The following is a 17,158-nucleotide window of genomic DNA, read 5'->3' as shown; positions in this document are numbered from 1 at the left end:
GGGGCGAAACATCGGCTTCCTAGCGTCGGCGACGACCGAGCCCCCTCCCGGCCCGGTCGTCCCGTCCCCGGCCGCCGGCTCCAGCCCGCGGCCCGACGCCCCGGAGGCCGCCATGGCGCTACCGACCGCGACGACCAGCACCCTCGCCCCGCCCGCCACCCCGACGACGGCCGCCGCCCTCGTCCACCGCCCCGGCCGCTGGATCGACGGCTGGAACCCGCAGGACGCGCAGCAGTGGTCGGCCGTGGGCCGCCGCGTCGCGCGCCGCAACCTGTCCGTGTCGATCGGCGCCGAGTTCCTCGGCTTCGCCGTCTGGGCGCTGTGGAGCATCGTGGTGCCGCAGCTGCCGAAGGCGGGCTTCACCCTGAGCACCGACCAGATGTTCTGGCTCGTGGCGATCCCGAGCCTGGTCGGCGCCGTGCTCCGCATCCCGTACACGTTCGCGGTGCCGCTGCTCGGCGGCCGCAACTGGACGATCGTGTCCGCGCTGCTGCTGCTCGTGCCGACGCTCGCGCTCGCCGTCGCGGTGCAGCACCCGGACATCCCGTTCGGGCTGCTGCTCGGCGTCGCGGCCCTCGCGGGCGTCGGCGGTGGCAACTTCGCGTCGTCGATGGCGAACATCTCGTTCTTCTACCCGGAGGCGGAGAAGGGCCGGGCGCTCGGGCTGAACGCGGCAGGCGGCAACATCGGGACCGCCGCGGTGCAGCTCGTCGTGCCGCTCGTGATCGTCGGAGCCGCTGGCATCCAGCTGCAGCGCGCCGGGCTGATGTTCCTGCCGTTCGTGCTGGTCGCGGCGCTGCTCGCGTGGCGGTTCATGGACAACCTGAGCAATGCGAAGGCGGACCCGCGCTCGTACGGCTCGGCCGCCCGGTCGCGGCACACGTGGATCCTCTCGTTCGTCTACATCGGCACGTTCGGCTCGTTCATCGGCTTCTCGGGCGCGTTCCCCACGCTGATCGCCAAGCAGTTCCCGGAGGTCACGGCGTCGGTGGCGTTCCTCGGCGCGCTCGTCGGCTCGGTGGCGCGGCCGCTCGGCGGGATCCTCGCCGACCGGCTCGGCGGTGCGCGCGTGACGATCGGCGCGTTCGCCGTGATGGCCGCGGGCGTGGCGGGCGCGGTCGTCGGGCTCCGCCAGCACACGTTCGGCCTGTTCCTGGGCTCGTTCCTCGTGCTGTTCGTCGCTACGGGCGCGGGCAACGGCTCGGTCTACCGGATGATCCCCGCGGTGTTCCGCACGGGCGCCTCTGCCGAGGACCGGGCGCTGCGGGCGAAGGCGGCGGCCGGGTGCCTCGGCATCGCCGGCGCGGTCGGCGCGTTCGGCGGGTTCCTGGTGCCGCGCGGGTTCGCGGTCTCGACGTCGCTGACCGGCAACATCCAGGCCGCGCTCTGGGTGATCGTCGGGCTGTACGCCGTGATGGCGACGACCGTCTGGGCGGTCTACGCCCGCCGCGGCGGTGCGTTCGGCGACGCGGTGGTCTGAGCTTGACCGCCACCACCACGGCCCCGCCGCAGTCGGGCACGTCGACGCAGGTCGCGACGGTGTGCTCGTACTGCGGCGTGGGCTGCGGCGTGGTCCTCGACGTCGCGACGGGACCGGACGGCCGCCGCACGGCGACGGGCGCGCGGGGCGACCGGACGCACCCGTCGAACGGCGGCCGGCTCTGCACCAAGGGCGCGACCAGCGCGGACCTGCTCGCCGCGACGGGCCGGGCGACCACCGCGCTCGTGCGCCCGTCCCGCGGCGCCGTGCCCGAGCCCGCCGCGCTCGACGACGCGATCGCGCTGGTCGCCCGCCGCCTGCGCGCGATCGTCGACGAGCACGGGCCCGACGCCGTCGCGTTCTACGTGTCGGGGCAGCTGTCGCTCGAGGCGCAGTACCTCGCGAACAAGCTCGCCAAGGGGTTCGTGGGCACCAACCAGATCGAGTCGAACTCGCGGCTCTGCATGGCGAGCGCGGGCACGGGCTACAAGCTCTCGCTCGGCGCCGACGGCCCGCCCGGCTCGTACGACGACCTCGACCACGCGGACGTCTTCCTCGTCATCGGGGCCAACATGGCCGACTGCCACCCGATCCTGTTCCTGCGCCTGCTCGACCGCGTCAAGGCCGGCGCGAAGCTCATCGTGGTCGACCCGCGGCGCACGGCGACCGCCGAGAAGGCGGACCTCTTCCTGCAGGTGCGGCCCGGCACGGACATCGCGCTCCTGAACGGCCTGCTGAGGCTCGTGGTCGAGGCGGGCGGGCTCGACGAGCCGTTCGTGGCCGAGCACACCGAGGGCTGGGCCGACGTCGAGGACATGCTGGCGGACTACCCGGCGGACGCGGTCGCGGAGCTCACGGGGGTCCCGGAGGCGGACCTGCGGGCCGCGGCCGCGCTGATCGCCGGCGCGGAGAACTGGGTGAGCTGCTGGACCATGGGTCTCAACCAGTCGGTGCACGGCACGTGGAACACGAACGCGCTGGTCAACCTCCACCTCGCGACCGGCGCGATCTGCCGCCCCGGCAGCGGCCCGTTCTCGCTGACGGGCCAGCCGAACGCGATGGGCGGCCGCGAGATGGGCTACATGGGCCCCGGCCTGCCGGGGCAGCGGTCGGTGCTCGACGCGGACGACCGGGCCTTCACCGAGCGCGCCTGGGGCCTCGTGCCGGGCACGCTCCGTGCGGACGGCGTGGGGCGCGGGACCGTCGACATGTTCGAGCGCATGGCCGCGGGCGACATCCGCGCGTGCTGGGTCGTCTGCACCAACCCCGTCGCGTCGGTCGCGAACCGCCGGACGGTCATCGAGGGCCTCGAGCGGGCCGAGCTCGTCGTCACGCAGGACGTCTTCGCCGACACCGAGACGAACGCCTACGCCGACGTCGTGCTGCCCGCGGCGCTGTGGTCCGAGGCCGACGGCGTGATGGTCAACTCGGAGCGCAACCTGACCCTCGCACGGCGGGCCCTCGACCCGCCCGGCGACGCGGTGCCCGACTGGCAGCTGATCGCGCGCGTCGCGACGGCGATGGGCTACGCGGGCTTCGAGTACGGCTCGTCGCAGGAGGTCTTCGACGAGCTGCGCGCGTTCGCGAACCCGCGCACCGGCTACGACCTGCGCGGCGTCACGTACGAGCGGCTGCAGTCGGGCCCGGTGCAGTGGCCGTGCCCGCCGGAGGGTGCCGCGCGCAACCCGATCCGGTACGTCAACGACGGCGTGTCCCAGACGCTGCTGACGCGCCCGGACGGCACGCGGCCGCGCCTCGCGTTCCCGACCCCGAGCGGGCGCGCCGTCTTCCACGCGCGCCCGCACCTGCCCGCCGCCGAGCTGCCCGACGACGACTACCCGTTCGTGCTCAACACGGGGCGCGTGCAGCACCAGTGGCACACGATGACGAAGACCGGGAAGGTCGCGAAGCTGACGCGGCTCGCGCCCGGGCCGTTCGTCGAGCTGCACCCGTCCGACGCGGCGGCCCTGGGGATCGCGCCGGGGTCGCCGGTCGAGGTGGCGTCGCGGCGCGGCCGCGCCGTGCTGCCGGCCGTCGTCACGGACCGCGTCCGGCCCGGCTCGTGCTTCGCGCCGTTCCACTGGAACGACCTGTTCGGCGAGTACCTGGCGGTCAACGCGGTGACGAACGACGCGGTCGACCCGCTGTCGTTCCAGCCCGAGCTCAAGGTCTGCGCGGTGGCGCTGACGCCGGTCGCGGAGGTGGCGCGCCGGGCGGGCGTCGGTGGGTCCGGCGCCGCGCGTCCGTCACCGGGTGACCCTGCCGGTGTCGGCCCCGACGCCGCGGCCCGCCGCGCGGCCGGCGCCGCCGCTGCGGGGGGTGCGGTGACCGGTCCGGCGGTCGATGCCCTCGACGTCGGCGCGGCCCCCGGCCTCGCGCCGGGCGCGGCCGCGATGCGCGCGCTCGGCGCGGCGCTCGGGCTGGACCGGCTCGACCCGCCGCCGCTCGGGCCGGCCGAGCGGCGCTACCTCGCCGGGTTCCTCGCCGGCCTCGGCGGCGGGGCGTCCGGGACCCCGGTGCTGCCGGCCGGCGCGCCGCTCGACGCGGACCAGGCACTGTGGGTCGACGGGCTGCTCGCCGGGCTGTTCTCGCGCGCGCCGGAGCCGGCCGCCGCGGACGGGGCGCGCCGCGCGGCGGGGGCGGCGACGCCCGTGCGCCCGCTCGTCGTGCTGTGGGCGTCGCAGACGGGGACCGCCGAGGAGCTCGCGGCGTCCGCGGCTCGGGCGCTGACCGACGCCGGGCTGGCTCCACGCGTCGTCGCGATGGATGACGAGCCGCTCGCCGACCTGCCGCGCGGCGCCGACCTCGTGCTCGTCACCAGCACGTTCGGCGACGGCGACGCGCCCGACAACGGCACGGCGTTCTGGGAGGCGGTCGCCGCACCGGACGCGCGGCGGCTCGACGGCTCGCGGTTCGCGGTGCTCGCGCTCGGCGACTCGAGCTATGACCGGTTCTGCGGGCACGGCCGCCGCCTCGACCACCGGCTCGCGGAGCTCGGCGCGTCGCGGCTGGTCGACCGCGCGGACTGCGAGCCGGGCGACGACGAGCGCGCGGCGGCGTGGGTGCACGGGGTGGTCGGGGTGCTGACGGGCGCCGGAGCTGAGTCCGCGTCCGACGACGCCGGGGCCGCGGACGCCGGGCCGGCCGCCGGCGAGGCCGCGCGGTCCGCCCGGGTGCCGGAGGCGACCGAGCCCCCGGCCGGTCCCGCGCGCGCGACGCGGCACGCCCCGGGCGTCGCGACGCTCGTCACGAACCGCGTGCTCGGCCTCCCCGGCTCGGCGAAGGAGGTCCGCGAGATCGTCCTCGACGTCAGCGGCTCGGCTCGCGAGGTGACCTACCGCGCGGGCGACGCGCTCGCGGTCCACCCGACCAACGCCCAGCGGCTCGTCGACGAGTGGTTCGAGGTCACGGGCTGGGACGAGGACGCGACGGTCGTCGTCGACGGGGCGGACCGCCGCCTGCGCGACGCCCTCACGTACGACCTCGACATCGCCCGCGTCGGCGCCGACGTGCTGGCGCTGCTCGCGGACCGCTCCGGCCACGCCGAGCTGCGCCGCCTGCTACGGCCCGACAACCGCGGCGACCTCGCCCGCTGGACGTGGTGCCGGCAGGCGCTCGACGTCGTCGCGGAGCTCGCACCCGACGTGCCGGCCGCCGACCTGGTCGGAGTGCTCCGCCGGCTGCAGCCGCGCCAGTACTCGATCTCCTCCAGCGCCCTCGTCGCCCCCGACCGCGTGTCGCTGACGATGTCGGTGGTCCGCTACGCGTCGCCCGCGGGCCGGGCGCGGGGCGGCGTGTGCTCGACGTTCCTCGCCGACGCGCCGCTGGGCGCGCAGGTCCCGGTGCACGTGCAGCCCACCGCGCACTTCCGCCCGCCGGCCGCCGACGCGCGCGCCGTGATGATCGGTCCGGGCACGGGCGTCGCGCCGTTCGTCGGGTTCCTCGCCGAGCGCCGCGCCGCAGGCCACACGGGCGCGAGCTGGCTCGTCTTCGGCGAGCAGCACGAGGCGACGGACTTCTACTACCGCGACGACCTCGAGGCGATGCTCGCCGACGGCACGCTGGAGCGCCTCGACACCGCGTTCTCGCGCGACCAGCGCTCCAAGGTCTACGTGCAGGACCGCCTGCGCGAGCAGGGCGCGCGCCTGTGGTCGTGGCTCGAGGACGGGGCGTCGGTGTACGTGTGCGGCGACGCGTCGCGCATGGCGAAGGACGTGGACGCCGCGCTGCGCGAGGTCGTGGCGACGCACGGACGGCTGAGCCGCGACGCGGCCGACGCGTACGTCAAGCGCCTCGCGGCCGACCATCGGTACGTCCGCGACGTGTACTGACCGCGGCCGGGACAGTCGGCGACCGCGTGGACGTCAGCGCACCGTGACGTGCTTGCTCGGGTACCCGGTGGCACCGTCCGGGACGACGTCCGCCTCGGCGCCCGTCTGCGGCCCGTCCGGGTCGAACGCCCGCGCGTAGAGCACGTGGTCGCCGGGCTCCGCGTCCCACTGCCACGACCACTGGCGCCACGAGTCGATCCCGCCCGAGTCGGCCAGGGTCGCGTCCTGCCACGGCCCGTCGTCGACCCGCACCTGCACGCGCGCGACCCCGCGGTGCTGCGCCCAGGCGGTGCCCGCGACCACGACGCGCCCCGCGTCGACCGTGCCGCTCGTCGGCACGTCGATGCGCGACTCCGTCTTGATCGGTCCCTTCGGCGACCACCCGCGATCCGTCCAGTACGCGCTCGCGTCCGCGTACCGCGTCACCTCGAGGTCGGTCACCCACTTGGTCGCCGACACGTACCCGTACAGCCCCGGGACGACCATGCGCACCGGGAACCCGTGCGCCAGCGGCAGCGGCTTGCCGTCCATGCCGACGGCGAGCAGCGCGTCGCGGTCGGGGTCGGTGAGCGCCTCGATCGGCGTCGACGCCGTGAAGCCGTCGTGGCTGGTCGACAGGACCATGTCGGCGTCGGCGTGCGGCCCGGCGCGTGCGAGCAGCTCACGGATCGGCCACCCGAGCCATCTCTGGTTCCCCACGAGGTCGCCGCCGACCGGGTTCGACACGCAGGTCAGCGTCACCCATGCCTCGATCAGCGGCTGCGCGAGCAGCTCGTCCCACGTGATCGTCACCTCACGGTCCACGAGGCCGTGCACGCGCAGCGACCACGCGGCAGGGTCGACCTCCGGCACCACGAGCGCGGTGTCGATCCGGTAGAAGTCCGCGGGCGGCGTCGCCCACGGCCCGAGGTCGGGGACGTCGGGGTGGACGCCCGCCGGGACGGCCGCCGCCGCACGGGCCGGCGCCGGCAGGTGCAGCGTCGCGCGGGCCGCCTCGACGGCGCGCGAGCCGGCGCCGGCGAACCGACCGGCGAGCAGCGCGACCGCGCCGATCGCGCCCGCGACCAGGCTGCCCTGGAGGAACGCGCGCCGGTCGGGCGCGGCGGCGACGGACGCGCCCGTCGGTCGCGCCCCGCGGGGGATCCGGTCGACCAGCGCGCGCAGCGTGATGAGCCCCGCGACCGTGCCCACGATGCTCGGCAGCGGCGCGAGCATCCCGGCGTCCGGCCGTCGCACGGCGGCCAGCGCGGCGAGCGCGCCGAGCAGCACCACGAGCGTCGCGCCCCACCACCAGCGCCTCGTCGCGAGCGCGCCCGCCACCGCGGCGAGACCCGCGAGCACGACGATCTCGCCGACGCGCAACGCCGCCTTGTCGTTCGTGCCGAACGTGCTGGTCGCGAACTCCTTGAGCCAGGCGGGCGTCGCATCGACGAAGGCCGCGCCCACGGCGACGAGCGGGTCGGACGACGAGCCCGTGAAGATCGAGACGAACGCGCCGACGCCCACGGCGACGAGCCCCGCGACGAGCCCGGCGATCGCGCCGAGCCACGCCGAGCGGGGACCGGTGCGCACGGGCGTCGGCAGCTGCTCGCGGGGCGGCGGAGGAGGCGGCGGGCCGACGAGGCCCGGGCCGCTCGTAGTGCTCACGACGGGTTCAACGCGCGGGCCGGGCGATCTGTTCGACGCACGCCGTGCGCGCGCTCACAGCGCGGGCGAGTCGACGCGTGCGGGCACCTGCGCAGCGTGGCCCGCGTCGCGCAGCGCCGCCCGCAGTCGCTCTGCGGCGGCATCCAGCTCGTCCGCGGGCGCGTCGCTCCGCGCGTTCGCGAACGTCAGGCTCGCCTCGTCCCAGGCGGGCAGCACGTGCAGGTGCAGGTGCGGGATCTCGAACCCCGCGACCAGCAGCGCGGCGCGCGGCGCGTCCCACGCCGCCTTCTGCGCCTGCCCGATCGTCTTGGCGACCGACGTCAGGTGCGCGAGCAGCTCGTCGGACGCGTCGGTCAGCTGGTCGACCTCGGCGCGGGGCACTACGAGCGCATGGCCGTCGGTGATGGGCGCAATCGTGGTGAACGCGACGGCCACGTCGTCCGCCCACACGAACCGGCCCGGGATCTCGCCGTCGATGATCTTGGTGAACAGCGTCGCCATGCGCTCACGGTAGCCGCGTCCGCCCGGCGCCCGCCGAGCCGGTCGTCGGGCGCGCTGGGCGTTCGGCTCGAGCTCGATCGACGTCCCTCAGGAGCGCTCGCGTGCCAGGTCGGCCAGCGCGAGCACCGTGCGCCAGTTGCGCGCCGTCCCCGCGCGGCCCGCCGCGCGCGACAGCCGGTCGAGCGTCAGCTTGGACCGGCCCTGGCCGTCGGGGTACCAGGCGTAGGCGTCCGACGCCGCCCAGACGACGAGCTCGTTGCCGTACGCCGACGCGTCGAAGTCCTTGACCGACGACGCCGTGACCTTGCCGTCGAAGCACACGAGCGCGAGGTGCACGGGATCGGACTCCGCCTCCTGGCGGAACGGCACCGCACCGACGAGCACGTCCCACTCGCGCGCCGAGCGCGCGATCACCGGGACGTCGAACCCGAGCTCGTCACCGAGGGCGGCCGACAGCCCCCCGGCGACCTGCGCCGGTGACTCACCCGCGCCGGGCACGAGCACGAGGTTCCCCGAGTTCACGTACGTGACGACCTCGGTGTGGCCGAGCGCGGTCGCGACCGCCTTGAGCTGGGCAGCCTTGACGGTCCGCCCCCCGACGTTCACGGCGCGCAGCAGCGCGATCACGGCCGACATGCCCGCCACCCTGCCAGCCCGCGCCGACGCCCGCGCGCCGCGGCCACGGCCGGCCCGCGCCTCCGGCCGCGCGCCTCCGGCCGCGCGCCTCCGGCCGCGCGCCTCCGGCCGCCGGAGCGCGTGCCCGCGCGGTACGGGCGAGATCGCGCACCAGGAGCGCGCGATCGCACGCCCGGCTTGCCCGATCCCGCCCGGCGCGCCTCCGGCCGCCGGAGCGCGTGCCCGCGCGGTACGGGCGAGATCGCGCACCAGGAGCGCGCGATCGCACGCCCGGCTTGCCCGATCCCGCCCGTGTGCCGAGACCCCGAGCTGAACGCGCCGCGCGGGACGCGGGCTCGCTCGCGCGGGACGCGGCGCACGCTCGCGCGGGACGCGGCGCTCACACCCCCGGCATCGGCGCTGTGCGCGAAAGGTTCCCGCGGGGTAACGGGCCCGCACCCGGCGCCGAAACACGCGCTGCCTAGCGTCGAGCCACCGCAAGGGAAGGAGCGCACCGGATGGGACCCCGTCACCTGGTGGTCGTCGGCGGCGGCATGGTCGCCCAACGGCTGGTGGAAGCGCTGCGCGACCGGGACGCCGCGGGCACGTGGCGCGTCACGGTGCTGGCCGAGGAGCCGCGTCGGCCGTACGACCGCGTCGCGCTGACCACGTACTTCTCGGGCCGCGACCCCGAGGACCTCGCGCTCGGCGACGCCGCGCTGTGGTCCGACCCGCTGGTCACGCTCCGCCGCGGCGAGGCCGTCACGGCCGTCGACCGCGTGGCCCGCACGGTCACGACGGCCACGGGCCGCACCGAGCGGTACGACCACCTCGTGCTCGCGACCGGCTCGTCGGCCTGGGTGCCGCCGATCGAGGGCGCGGACCTCGAGGGCGTCTTCGTCTACCGCACCATCGACGACGTCGCGGCGCTGCGCGGCTACGTCGAGCAGCTCGCGACGACCCGGCCCGTGGTGCGCGGCGCGGTGGTCGGCGGCGGGCTCCTGGGCCTGGAGGCGGCGGGCGCCCTGCAGGCGCTGGGCGCCCGCACCACGGTGCTCCAGGTCGGCACGCACCTGATGTCCGCGCAGGTCGACCTCGGTGGCGGCGAGGCGCTCCGGCGCCTCATCAACGGTCTGGGCGTGGGCGTGCGCGTCAACGCGGCGACCACCCGGATCCGCGCCCACCGGCGTGGCGGCGTCGGTCGCCTCGACCTGGCCGACGGCGGGCGGGTCGACGCCGACGTCGTGGTCGTCGCGGCGGGCGTCCGGCCGCGCGACGAGCTCGCCCGCGACGCGGGACTGGCCACCGGCGAGCGCGGCGGAGTCGTCGTCGACGACACGTGCCTGACGAGCGACCCCGACGTCTCGGCGGTCGGCGAGGTCGCGTGCATCCAGGGCGCGTGCATCGGCCTGGTGGCGCCTGGCTACGCGATGGCGGAGGTGACGGTCGACCGCCTGCTGGGCGGCGCGGCGGTGTTCCCCGGCGCGGACACCGCGACCAAGCTCAAGCTCGCGGGCGTGGACGTCGCGAGCTTCGGCGACGCGTTCGGCGCGACCCCGGGAGCGCTCGAGGTCGTGTGGGCCGACCCGGTCGGCGGCGTCTACAAGAAGCTCGTGCTCTCGGACGACGCGCGCACGCTGCTCGGCGGCGTGCTCGTCGGCGACGCGAGCGCGTACGCGAGCCTGCGGCCGATGCTCGGCCGCGAGCTGCCGGGCGACCCGTCCGCGTACCTCGTCCCCGCCGGTGCAGGCGGCGCGCCCGACCTCGAGCTGCCGGACGACGCGGGCGTGTGCTCGTGCAACAACGTCAGCGCGGGCGCCGTCCGAGCGGCGGTCACCGAGCACGGCTGCACCGACGTCGCGGGCGTCAAGGCGTGCACGCGGGCCGGGACGAGCTGCGGCTCGTGCCTGCCGCTCGTCACGAAGCTGACCGGCACCGAGCTCGCGAAGCTCGGCGTCACCGTGAGCAAGGCGCTGTGCGAGCACTTCGAGCTGTCCCGCGCCCAGCTGTACGACGCCGTCCGCGTCGCGGGTCTCACCACGTTCACCGAGGTCGTCGCGCGGTTCGGCAACGGCGGCCGTGGCTGCGACATCTGCAAGCCTGCGGTCGCCTCGATCCTCGCGACGACCGCGCCGGCGCACGTGCTCGAGGGGGAGCGGGCCGCCCTCCAGGACACGAACGACCACGTCATGGCGAACCTGCAGAAGGACGGCTCGTACTCGGTGGTGCCGCGTATCCCGGGCGGCGAGGTGACCCCCGAGGGGCTGATCGCGATCGGCGCGGTCGCGAAGGACTTCGGCCTGTACACGAAGATCACGGGCGGGCAGCGCATCGACCTGTTCGGCGCGCGCATCGACCAGCTCCCGCTCATCTGGCAGCGGCTCGTCGACGCGGGCTTCGAGTCGGGCCACGCGTACGGCAAGAGCCTGCGGACCGTGAAGTCGTGCGTCGGCTCGACGTGGTGCCGGTACGGCGTGCAGGACTCGGTCGCGCTCGCGGTCCTGCTGGAGCTGCGGTACCGGGGGCTGCGCAGCCCGCACAAGCTCAAGCTCGGCGTCAGCGGCTGCGCGCGCGAGTGCGCGGAGGCCCGTGGCAAGGACGTCGGCGTCATCGCGACGGACAAGGGCTGGAACCTCTACGTGGGCGGCAACGGGGGGTTCACGCCGCGGCACGCGCGCCTGCTGGCGGAGGACCTCGACACCGAGACGCTGATCCGCACGATCGACCGCTTCCTCCTGTACTACGTCCGCACGGCCGATCGGCTGCAGCGCACGGCCCCGTGGGTCGACGACGTCGAGGGCGGCCTCGACGGGCTGCGGGCCGTCGTGCTGGACGACAGCCTCGGCATCTGCGCCGACCTCGACGCCCAGATGGAGCGGCACGTCGAGGAGTACGAGGACGAGTGGCGCGCGACGCTCGAGGATCCCGAGAAGCTGCGCCGGTTCGCGTCGTTCGTCAACGCGCCCGACGTGCCGGACCCGTCGCTCGCGTACGTGCAGGAGCGAGGCCAGGTGCGCCCTGCGACGGCGGACGAGCGCGCCGCGGGAACGACCACCGACCGTGGCGGGCCGGTGCTCGTCGCGACGACGCTGGAGGTGCGCCGATGAGCGCGTGGACGCCCGTGTGCCGGCTCGAGGACCTCGCGCCCGAGCGCGGCGTCGCGGCGCTGCTCCACCCCGTCGCCGACGAGCAGGAGGGGGGACGGCCCGCGGAGCAGGTCGCGCTGTTCCGCCTCGTCGACGACCGCGTGCTCGCGGTCCAGCAGCACGACCCGTTCAGCGACGCGTTCGTGATGTCGCGCGGCATCGTCGGCACCCGCACCGTCGACGGCGAGGTCCGCACGACGGTCGCGTCGCCGATGTACAAGCAGGTGTTCGACCTCGTGACGGGCCGCTGCCTCGAGGCCGTCGGCAAGCACCCCGTGCGCGACCTGCCCGCCGACCTGCGCACCTACCCGGTGCGCCTCCGCGACGGCGTGGTGGAGGTCGGCGCCGCCCCGAGCGCGCTCGTCGGCGAGCCGGCCGGCCGGGAGGTGGCATGACGACGCTGCTCGGCCTGGACCTGACCGGTCGCCGCGTGCTCGTCGCAGGCGGGGGGCCGGTCGCCGCGCGCAAGGTCGCGGGCCTCGCCGCGGACGGCGCGCGCGTCGTCGTCGTCGCGCCACAGCTCTGCGAGCCGCTGGCGGAGCGCCACCGCTGGGGGCAGCTCGAGTGGCACGCGCGCGAGGTCGAGGAGCGCGACGTCGACGGCGCGTGGCTCGTGGTGACGGCGACGGGCGACCGCGCGACCGACACCACGGTCGCCGCCTGGGCCGACGAGCGGCGCGTCTTCTGCGTCGCGGGCGGACTGTCCGGCCGAGGCAGTGCGCGCACGCCCGCGACGTTCCGCGAGGCGGACCTGCTGGTCGGGGTCGTCTCGTCGGACACCGCCGACCCCGGCCGCACGACGGCGGTGCGTGACGCGCTCGCGCTGCTCGTCCGCTCCGGCAGCGTCGACCTTCGCGCGCGTCGCCGGCAGCCGGGCGACGGTCGGGTGCTGCTCGTCGGCGGCGGTCCGGGCGACCCCGGGCTGCTGACGGTCGCCGCACGCGTGGCGCTCGCGCGGGCCGACGTGGTCGTCACCGACCGGCTCGGACCGGTGGCGGCGCTCGAGGACCTGCCGTCGGACGTCGAGGTGATCGACGTCGGCAAGACACCCGGCAACCACCCGGTCCCGCAGCACGAGATCGGCCGCATCCTCGTCGAGCAGGCGCGCCGGGGGCGCACGGTCGTGCGCCTCAAGGGCGGGGACCCGTTCGTCTACGGCCGCGGCGGCGAGGAGGTGCTCGCGTGCCGCGAGGCGGGCGTCCCCGTCACCGTCGTCCCCGGGGTGAGCAGCGCGTTCGCCGTCCCCGCCGCCGCGGGCATCCCGTTGACGCACCGCGGCACCGTCGGCGCGATCCACGTGGTGCACGGCCACGACGGCTGGACGCCCGCGGCGCTCGCGGGCCTGCGCGACCGCACCCACACCGTCGTCGTCCTGATGGGCGTGGGCGCGCTGGGCGCGTTGGCGGCCGTCGCGCTCGCGGGCGGTGTCGACCCGGCGCTGCCCGTGGCGGTCGTCGAGAGCGGGACGCTCGACGCCCAGCGCGTCACGCGCGCCCGCCTCGACGAGGTCGCGGGCGTCGCGGCGCGGGTCGGGGTGCGGGCGCCCGCCGTGATCGTGCTCGGGGACGTCGCGGCCCCCGGCCTGCTCGAGCCCGGTGGGTCGGACGACGGGCGGGGTGACCGCTGAGCGCGCCCGCCGCCCGGGCCACGGGCGACGCGGCCGGACGGCGCCCCCTGCGCGCGCGGCCCGCACGTCACAATGACGCCGTGACCGACTCGATCGACCAGACGCTCGCGGGCTGCGTGGTGCTCGTGACCGCCGACCGGCGGTCCGCGGAGCTCGCCGCAGCCCTCGGCCGCCGCGGCGCGACGGTCCGTCACGCGCCGGCGCTCGGCATGGTGCCGCACACCGACGACGCGACGCTGCTCGCGGCGACCCGTGACCTCCTGGCCGACCCGCCCGACACGGTGGTCGTGACGACCGGCATCGGGTTCCGCGGCTGGATCGAGGCGGCCGACGCCGTGGGCCTCGCCGAGCAGCTCGTCGACATGCTCTGCGGCACCCGCATCGTGGCGCGGGGGCCCAAGGCGCGCGGCGCGATCCAGGCCGCCGGACTCGTCGCCGACTGGGTCGCCGAGTCCGAGACGAGCGCCGAGATCGCCGAGGTGCTGCTCGACGAGGGCGTCGAGGGCCACGACCTCGCGGTGCAGCACCACGGCGCGGGCGCCGACGGGCTCGACGAGGCGTTCGCCGCTGCCGGCGCGCGCGTCCGCAGCCTCGTCGTGTACCGCTGGGGGCCGCCGCCGGACCCCGCCGTCGTCGAGGCCTCCGTCCGCGCGACGGCGGCGGGGGAGATCGACGCCGTGGTGTTCACGTCCGCGCCCGGCGCGGCGGCCTGGCTCGAGGCGGCCGACTCCGCGGGAGTCGCCGACCGCATCGTCGCGCTCGCTCGTGCGGGCACGGTCGTGATGGCGGCGGTCGGCCCGGTGACGGCGCGCCCGCTGGTCGACCGTGGCGTCGAGCCCCTCGTGCCGGACCGCGGCCGGCTCGGCTCGCTCGTGCGGGCGATCGTGGGGCACTACGGCGGCCTGCAGGCGCTGCGCACGGTGGCCGGCCCGTTGCAGGTCCATCGCGGCGCCGCGGTGCTCGACGGTCGCGTGCTCCCGCTGTCCCCGACGGGGCTCGAGGTGCTGCGTCTGCTCGCCACGGCGGGCGGCTCCGTCGTGCCGCGCGACCGGTTGCTCGCGGCCCTGCCGGGGGACTCGCGCGACCCGCACGCCGCGGAGGTCGCCGTGGCGCGACTGCGCGAGGCGACCGGGTCGCGCGACCTGATCCGCACGGTGGTCAAGCGCGGCTACCGGCTCGAGCTCGAGGCAGCGCCGTGACGAACGCCTGGCACGCGGAGCGCCCGACGACGGGCCCGTGCCCGGGCCCGGGTCGACGCGCCCCGGTCCTGGTCGGTTGCTCGCACGGCACGGACGACCCGGCCGGCCGCGCCGCGGTGAGCGCGCTGCTGGCGGCGGTCGCCGCGGCCCGGCCCGAGCTGGACGTCCGCGAGGCGTTCGTCGACGTGCAGGAGCCGGAGGTGGCGGACGTCGTCGCGGCGGCGCTCGCCGAGCGCGCGGGCGACCCGGCGGGCGCCCCTGCCGCCGCCGCAACGACCCGCCCCACGACCGGCCGCACGACCGACCCCGCGGGTGGTCCCGCGCCGGCGGTGGTGGTCGTCCCGCTCCTGCTCTCGGTCGGCTACCACGTCAAGGTCGACATCGCGGCGGCCGTCGACCGCCCGGGCGCCGCGGCGGCCGCTCCGCTCGGCCCCGACCCGCGCCTCGTCGACCTGCTGACGGACCGCCTGCTCGAGGCCGGTCTCCGCGCGGACGACGCCGTGGTGCTCGCGGCCGCGGGCTCGTCGGACGCCGCTGCGGCGCTGTCGGTCGAGGCGACCGCCGCCGGGCTCGCGGACCGCCTCCCCGGGCCTGTGACGATCGGCTACGGCGCGGGTGCACGGCCACGCGTGCCCGAGGCCGTGGCGACCGCACGCGGCGGGCTGCGCGCAGGCGGACGCGTCGTCGTCGCGTCGTACCTGCTCGCGCCGGGCTACTTCCACGACCGGGTGCTCGAGGCGGGAGCGGACGTCGTCGCCGCGCCGCTCGCCGGCCCCGACGAGACCGACCCGCGCCTGGTCGCCGTGGTGCTGGACCGCTTCGACGCGGCGTGCGCCGCGGGCGGTTGACGGGATCCGCACCGAGGCCGACGAATCTGGCTGAAACGGTTGCCCCGGTCCGCCGTCAACCGGTAGTCACTTCCCATGTCACCTGCAAAGACGCTTCGTGCCACCGCGCTCTCCGCCTGCGGCCTCGCGCTCGCCCTCACCCTCGCCGGCTGCAGCTCGTCGAGCGGTGGGAGCGCTACCACTGCCTCGCCGACGCCCACCGGACCCAAGGCGATCGCCGCGCCCGAGTGCTTCCCCGACGGCTCGCGCGGCTTCGTCGAGGGCAACCCCGACGAAGGCTCCGCCGCCCCGGTCGCCGTCGGCGGGAAGGGAACCCACGGCATCGTGTTCGCGCCGCAGGACGGCGGCGACTGGTGCCAGTGGTCGTTCGCGTACCAGCACTTCCTCGACCAGGGCTACGCCATCGCGTCGTTCACCTACCCCCAGCAGACGTCGGAGGTCGTCGCGGGCGCGGTGGACGCGCTCAAGCGCTCGGGCGTGCAGGACGTCGCGCTCGTGGGCGCGTCGAAGGGCGGCTCGTTCGTCGGGGCGTACGCCGCGTCGGTCGGCGCGAAGGCCTTCGTCGCGTTCAGCCCGCCCGCGCTCGTCACAGGCGCCGACGCCGCCGAGGGCTCGCAGGACTTCACCGGTCCGCTGCTCGTCGTCGCGTCGAAGGACGACAACGCCGGCGTCGCGTCCACGTCGTCGCGCCAGGTCTCGCACGCGAGCACCGACCCGTCCACGTTCCTCGAGGTCCCGGGGACGGCGCACGGCATCGCGATCCTGCGCGGGGACGACAGCGAGCCCGTCTGGGCGGCGATGGACGCGACCATCGCCCAGGGGTTCAGCTCCTGATGCAGCCGTCCGGGCCGGCCGGCCCGACCTGTCGCCATTGACACGTCGCACCGGCCGACCCGGACGCACAGCGGCCTTGTCTACCACCGCTGACGCGGCGCAGGGTACGGGCAGAGCGGACAAGTCGGGCGCGCCGACGGATCGTTATGGGTCCGTGACCGCCGTCACAACGGTGGTATCGCTCCCACCCGGGACGGCGGCCGGAAAGGGCGTCCACACGTCCGCTCCACCCTCGTGCCGCCGGCCGCCGAGTCAGAGGTAGCGCAGCGGGTCGAACTCGGCGAGCGGGATGATGCGCAGCCGCGGCAGCTGCACGTTGAACGCGTGCACGTCGCCCTCGAGGTCGAACGTCTCGAGCCCGCGCGCGGTGAGCCCGGCGAGCGCCGTGCTCGTGAACTCGCGGAACGCCAGGAGCCCGACGCGGCGGTCGGGGTCGTCCACGAGGGTCTCGACCTCGGGCGCGAAATCCCCGTCATGGCTCGCGAGCAGCACGTCGCCGTCGCGGCCCGCGATGGCCGCGAGCGTGCGCTTGATGCCGACGTCGACGACCTTCTCGCCGCGGTCGGACGGGTCGCCCGCCAGCGGGATCACCTGGAACCCGATCGCGAGCAGCGCCTGCACGAACGACATGGGCAGCGAGCCGTTCGTCGCGTTGAGGAAGAACAGGCCGCGGACCGGCTGGCCCCAGACCTGCTCGCCGAACTGCAGCACCCGCTCCCAGCGCGGTCGCTGGTCGGGCGCGGGCCGCGCGTTGAGGATCGAGCCGCCCAGGGTGGCGTCGATGTTCTCGCCGTCCACGAGCAGGTACGTGGGGCGCGGCGCGGCGTCGGTCGACATGCTCCGCAGCGTAGCGACGCGGACGGGCCGCACACCCGAGAGGTGTGCGGCCCGTCCGGTCGTGCCCGGCTGCCTCGTGCGTGACGGCCCGGC

12 protein-coding genes are annotated in these 17,158 nt (G+C 76.1%); 8 read left to right on the top strand and 4 right to left on the bottom strand.

Going from position 1 to position 17,158, the window contains the following annotated elements:
- Nucleotides 1-112: 112 nt before the first annotated feature.
- Together QRT04_RS04045 and QRT04_RS04040 are read left to right on the top strand one after the other, a co-directional pair.
- Nucleotides 113-1,480 carry an MFS transporter gene (locus tag QRT04_RS04045; protein ID WP_289453692.1) on the top strand — a complete coding sequence of 456 codons (1,368 nt, stop codon included), beginning with the start codon at nt 113-115 and terminating at the stop codon, nt 1,478-1,480.
- 2 nt (nt 1,481-1,482) lie between these two features.
- On the top strand, nt 1,483-5,811 hold the full coding sequence (locus QRT04_RS04040; protein ID WP_289453691.1) for a bifunctional nitrate reductase/sulfite reductase flavoprotein subunit alpha: 4,329 nt from the start codon (nt 1,483-1,485) through the stop codon (nt 5,809-5,811).
- Between the two features lie 33 nt (nt 5,812-5,844).
- Here QRT04_RS04040 and QRT04_RS04035 read toward each other — a convergent pair whose 3' ends face one another.
- From QRT04_RS04035 to QRT04_RS04025, 3 genes are all read right to left on the bottom strand, one after another.
- Entirely contained in the window at nt 5,845-7,383 is a 1,539-nt protein-coding gene (locus tag QRT04_RS04035; protein WP_289455700.1) for a molybdopterin-dependent oxidoreductase, read from the bottom strand.
- A 129-nt stretch (nt 7,384-7,512) separates the two neighbouring features.
- Nucleotides 7,513-7,959: an HIT family protein gene (locus tag QRT04_RS04030; RefSeq protein ID WP_289453690.1), complete on the bottom strand. Its 447-nt coding sequence runs from the start codon at nt 7,957-7,959 to the stop codon at nt 7,513-7,515.
- Between the two features lie 87 nt (nt 7,960-8,046).
- Complete coding sequence (locus QRT04_RS04025; RefSeq protein WP_289453689.1) at nt 8,047-8,595, bottom strand: DUF1697 domain-containing protein; 549 nt, start codon at nt 8,593-8,595, stop codon at nt 8,047-8,049.
- A gap of 497 nt (nt 8,596-9,092) precedes the next feature.
- Between QRT04_RS04025 and nirB the strand changes: the two genes are divergently transcribed.
- From nirB to QRT04_RS03995, 6 genes are all read left to right on the top strand, one after another.
- Nucleotides 9,093-11,681, top strand: coding sequence for a nitrite reductase large subunit NirB (gene nirB / locus QRT04_RS04020; protein ID WP_289453688.1), 2,589 nt, complete (start codon nt 9,093-9,095; stop codon nt 11,679-11,681).
- Nucleotides 11,678-12,115 carry a nitrite reductase small subunit NirD gene (gene nirD, locus QRT04_RS04015; RefSeq protein WP_289453686.1) on the top strand — a complete coding sequence of 146 codons (438 nt, stop codon included), beginning with the start codon at nt 11,678-11,680 and terminating at the stop codon, nt 12,113-12,115. The genes nirB and nirD overlap by 4 nt, the downstream gene beginning before the upstream one ends.
- On the top strand, nt 12,112-13,347 hold the full coding sequence (gene cobA, locus QRT04_RS04010) for a uroporphyrinogen-III C-methyltransferase (RefSeq protein WP_289453685.1): 1,236 nt from the start codon (nt 12,112-12,114) through the stop codon (nt 13,345-13,347). Before nirD ends, cobA begins: the two co-directional genes overlap by 4 nt.
- Before the next feature lie 80 nt (nt 13,348-13,427).
- On the top strand, nt 13,428-14,546 hold the full coding sequence (locus QRT04_RS04005) for a uroporphyrinogen-III synthase (RefSeq protein WP_289453684.1): 1,119 nt from the start codon (nt 13,428-13,430) through the stop codon (nt 14,544-14,546).
- 68 nt (nt 14,547-14,614) lie between these two features.
- On the top strand, nt 14,615-15,394 hold the full coding sequence (locus tag QRT04_RS04000) for a sirohydrochlorin chelatase (protein WP_289455699.1): 780 nt from the start codon (nt 14,615-14,617) through the stop codon (nt 15,392-15,394).
- Between the two features lie 75 nt (nt 15,395-15,469).
- Nucleotides 15,470-16,228 (top strand): alpha/beta fold hydrolase, encoded by a 759-nt coding sequence (locus QRT04_RS03995; protein ID WP_289453683.1) that lies wholly within the window; start codon nt 15,470-15,472, stop codon nt 16,226-16,228.
- 252 nt (nt 16,229-16,480) lie between these two features.
- Here the strand turns inward: QRT04_RS03995 and QRT04_RS03990 are convergent, their stop codons facing one another.
- A complete protein-coding gene (locus tag QRT04_RS03990; protein ID WP_289453682.1) occupies nt 16,481-17,065 on the bottom strand; it encodes an NYN domain-containing protein in 585 nt (194 codons plus the stop codon).
- Nucleotides 17,066-17,158 lie beyond the last annotated feature (93 nt).

The sequence above is a fragment of the Cellulomonas alba genome (genome assembly GCF_030362835.1).
Classification (GTDB): Bacteria; Actinomycetota; Actinomycetes; order Actinomycetales; family Cellulomonadaceae; genus Cellulomonas; species Cellulomonas alba.
This window is presented reverse-complemented; position numbering and strand designations above follow the sequence as displayed.

What these genes read in the sequence shown, in the direction of transcription:
- QRT04_RS04045 (WP_289453692.1), top strand. Translation starts at nt 113, where the DNA reads ATGGCGCTACCGACCGCGACGACCAGCACCCTCGCCCCGCCCGCCACC.
- QRT04_RS04030 (WP_289453690.1), bottom strand. Translation starts at nt 7,959, where the DNA reads ATGGCGACGCTGTTCACCAAGATCATCGACGGCGAGATCCCGGGCCGG.
- QRT04_RS04025 (WP_289453689.1), bottom strand. Translation starts at nt 8,595, where the DNA reads ATGTCGGCCGTGATCGCGCTGCTGCGCGCCGTGAACGTCGGGGGGCGG.
- nirB (WP_289453688.1), top strand. Translation starts at nt 9,093, where the DNA reads ATGGGACCCCGTCACCTGGTGGTCGTCGGCGGCGGCATGGTCGCCCAA.
- nirD (WP_289453686.1), top strand. Translation starts at nt 11,678, where the DNA reads ATGAGCGCGTGGACGCCCGTGTGCCGGCTCGAGGACCTCGCGCCCGAG.
- cobA (WP_289453685.1), top strand. Translation starts at nt 12,112, where the DNA reads ATGACGACGCTGCTCGGCCTGGACCTGACCGGTCGCCGCGTGCTCGTC.
- QRT04_RS03995 (WP_289453683.1), top strand. Translation starts at nt 15,470, where the DNA reads ATGTCACCTGCAAAGACGCTTCGTGCCACCGCGCTCTCCGCCTGCGGC.
- QRT04_RS03990 (WP_289453682.1), bottom strand. Translation starts at nt 17,065, where the DNA reads ATGTCGACCGACGCCGCGCCGCGCCCCACGTACCTGCTCGTGGACGGC.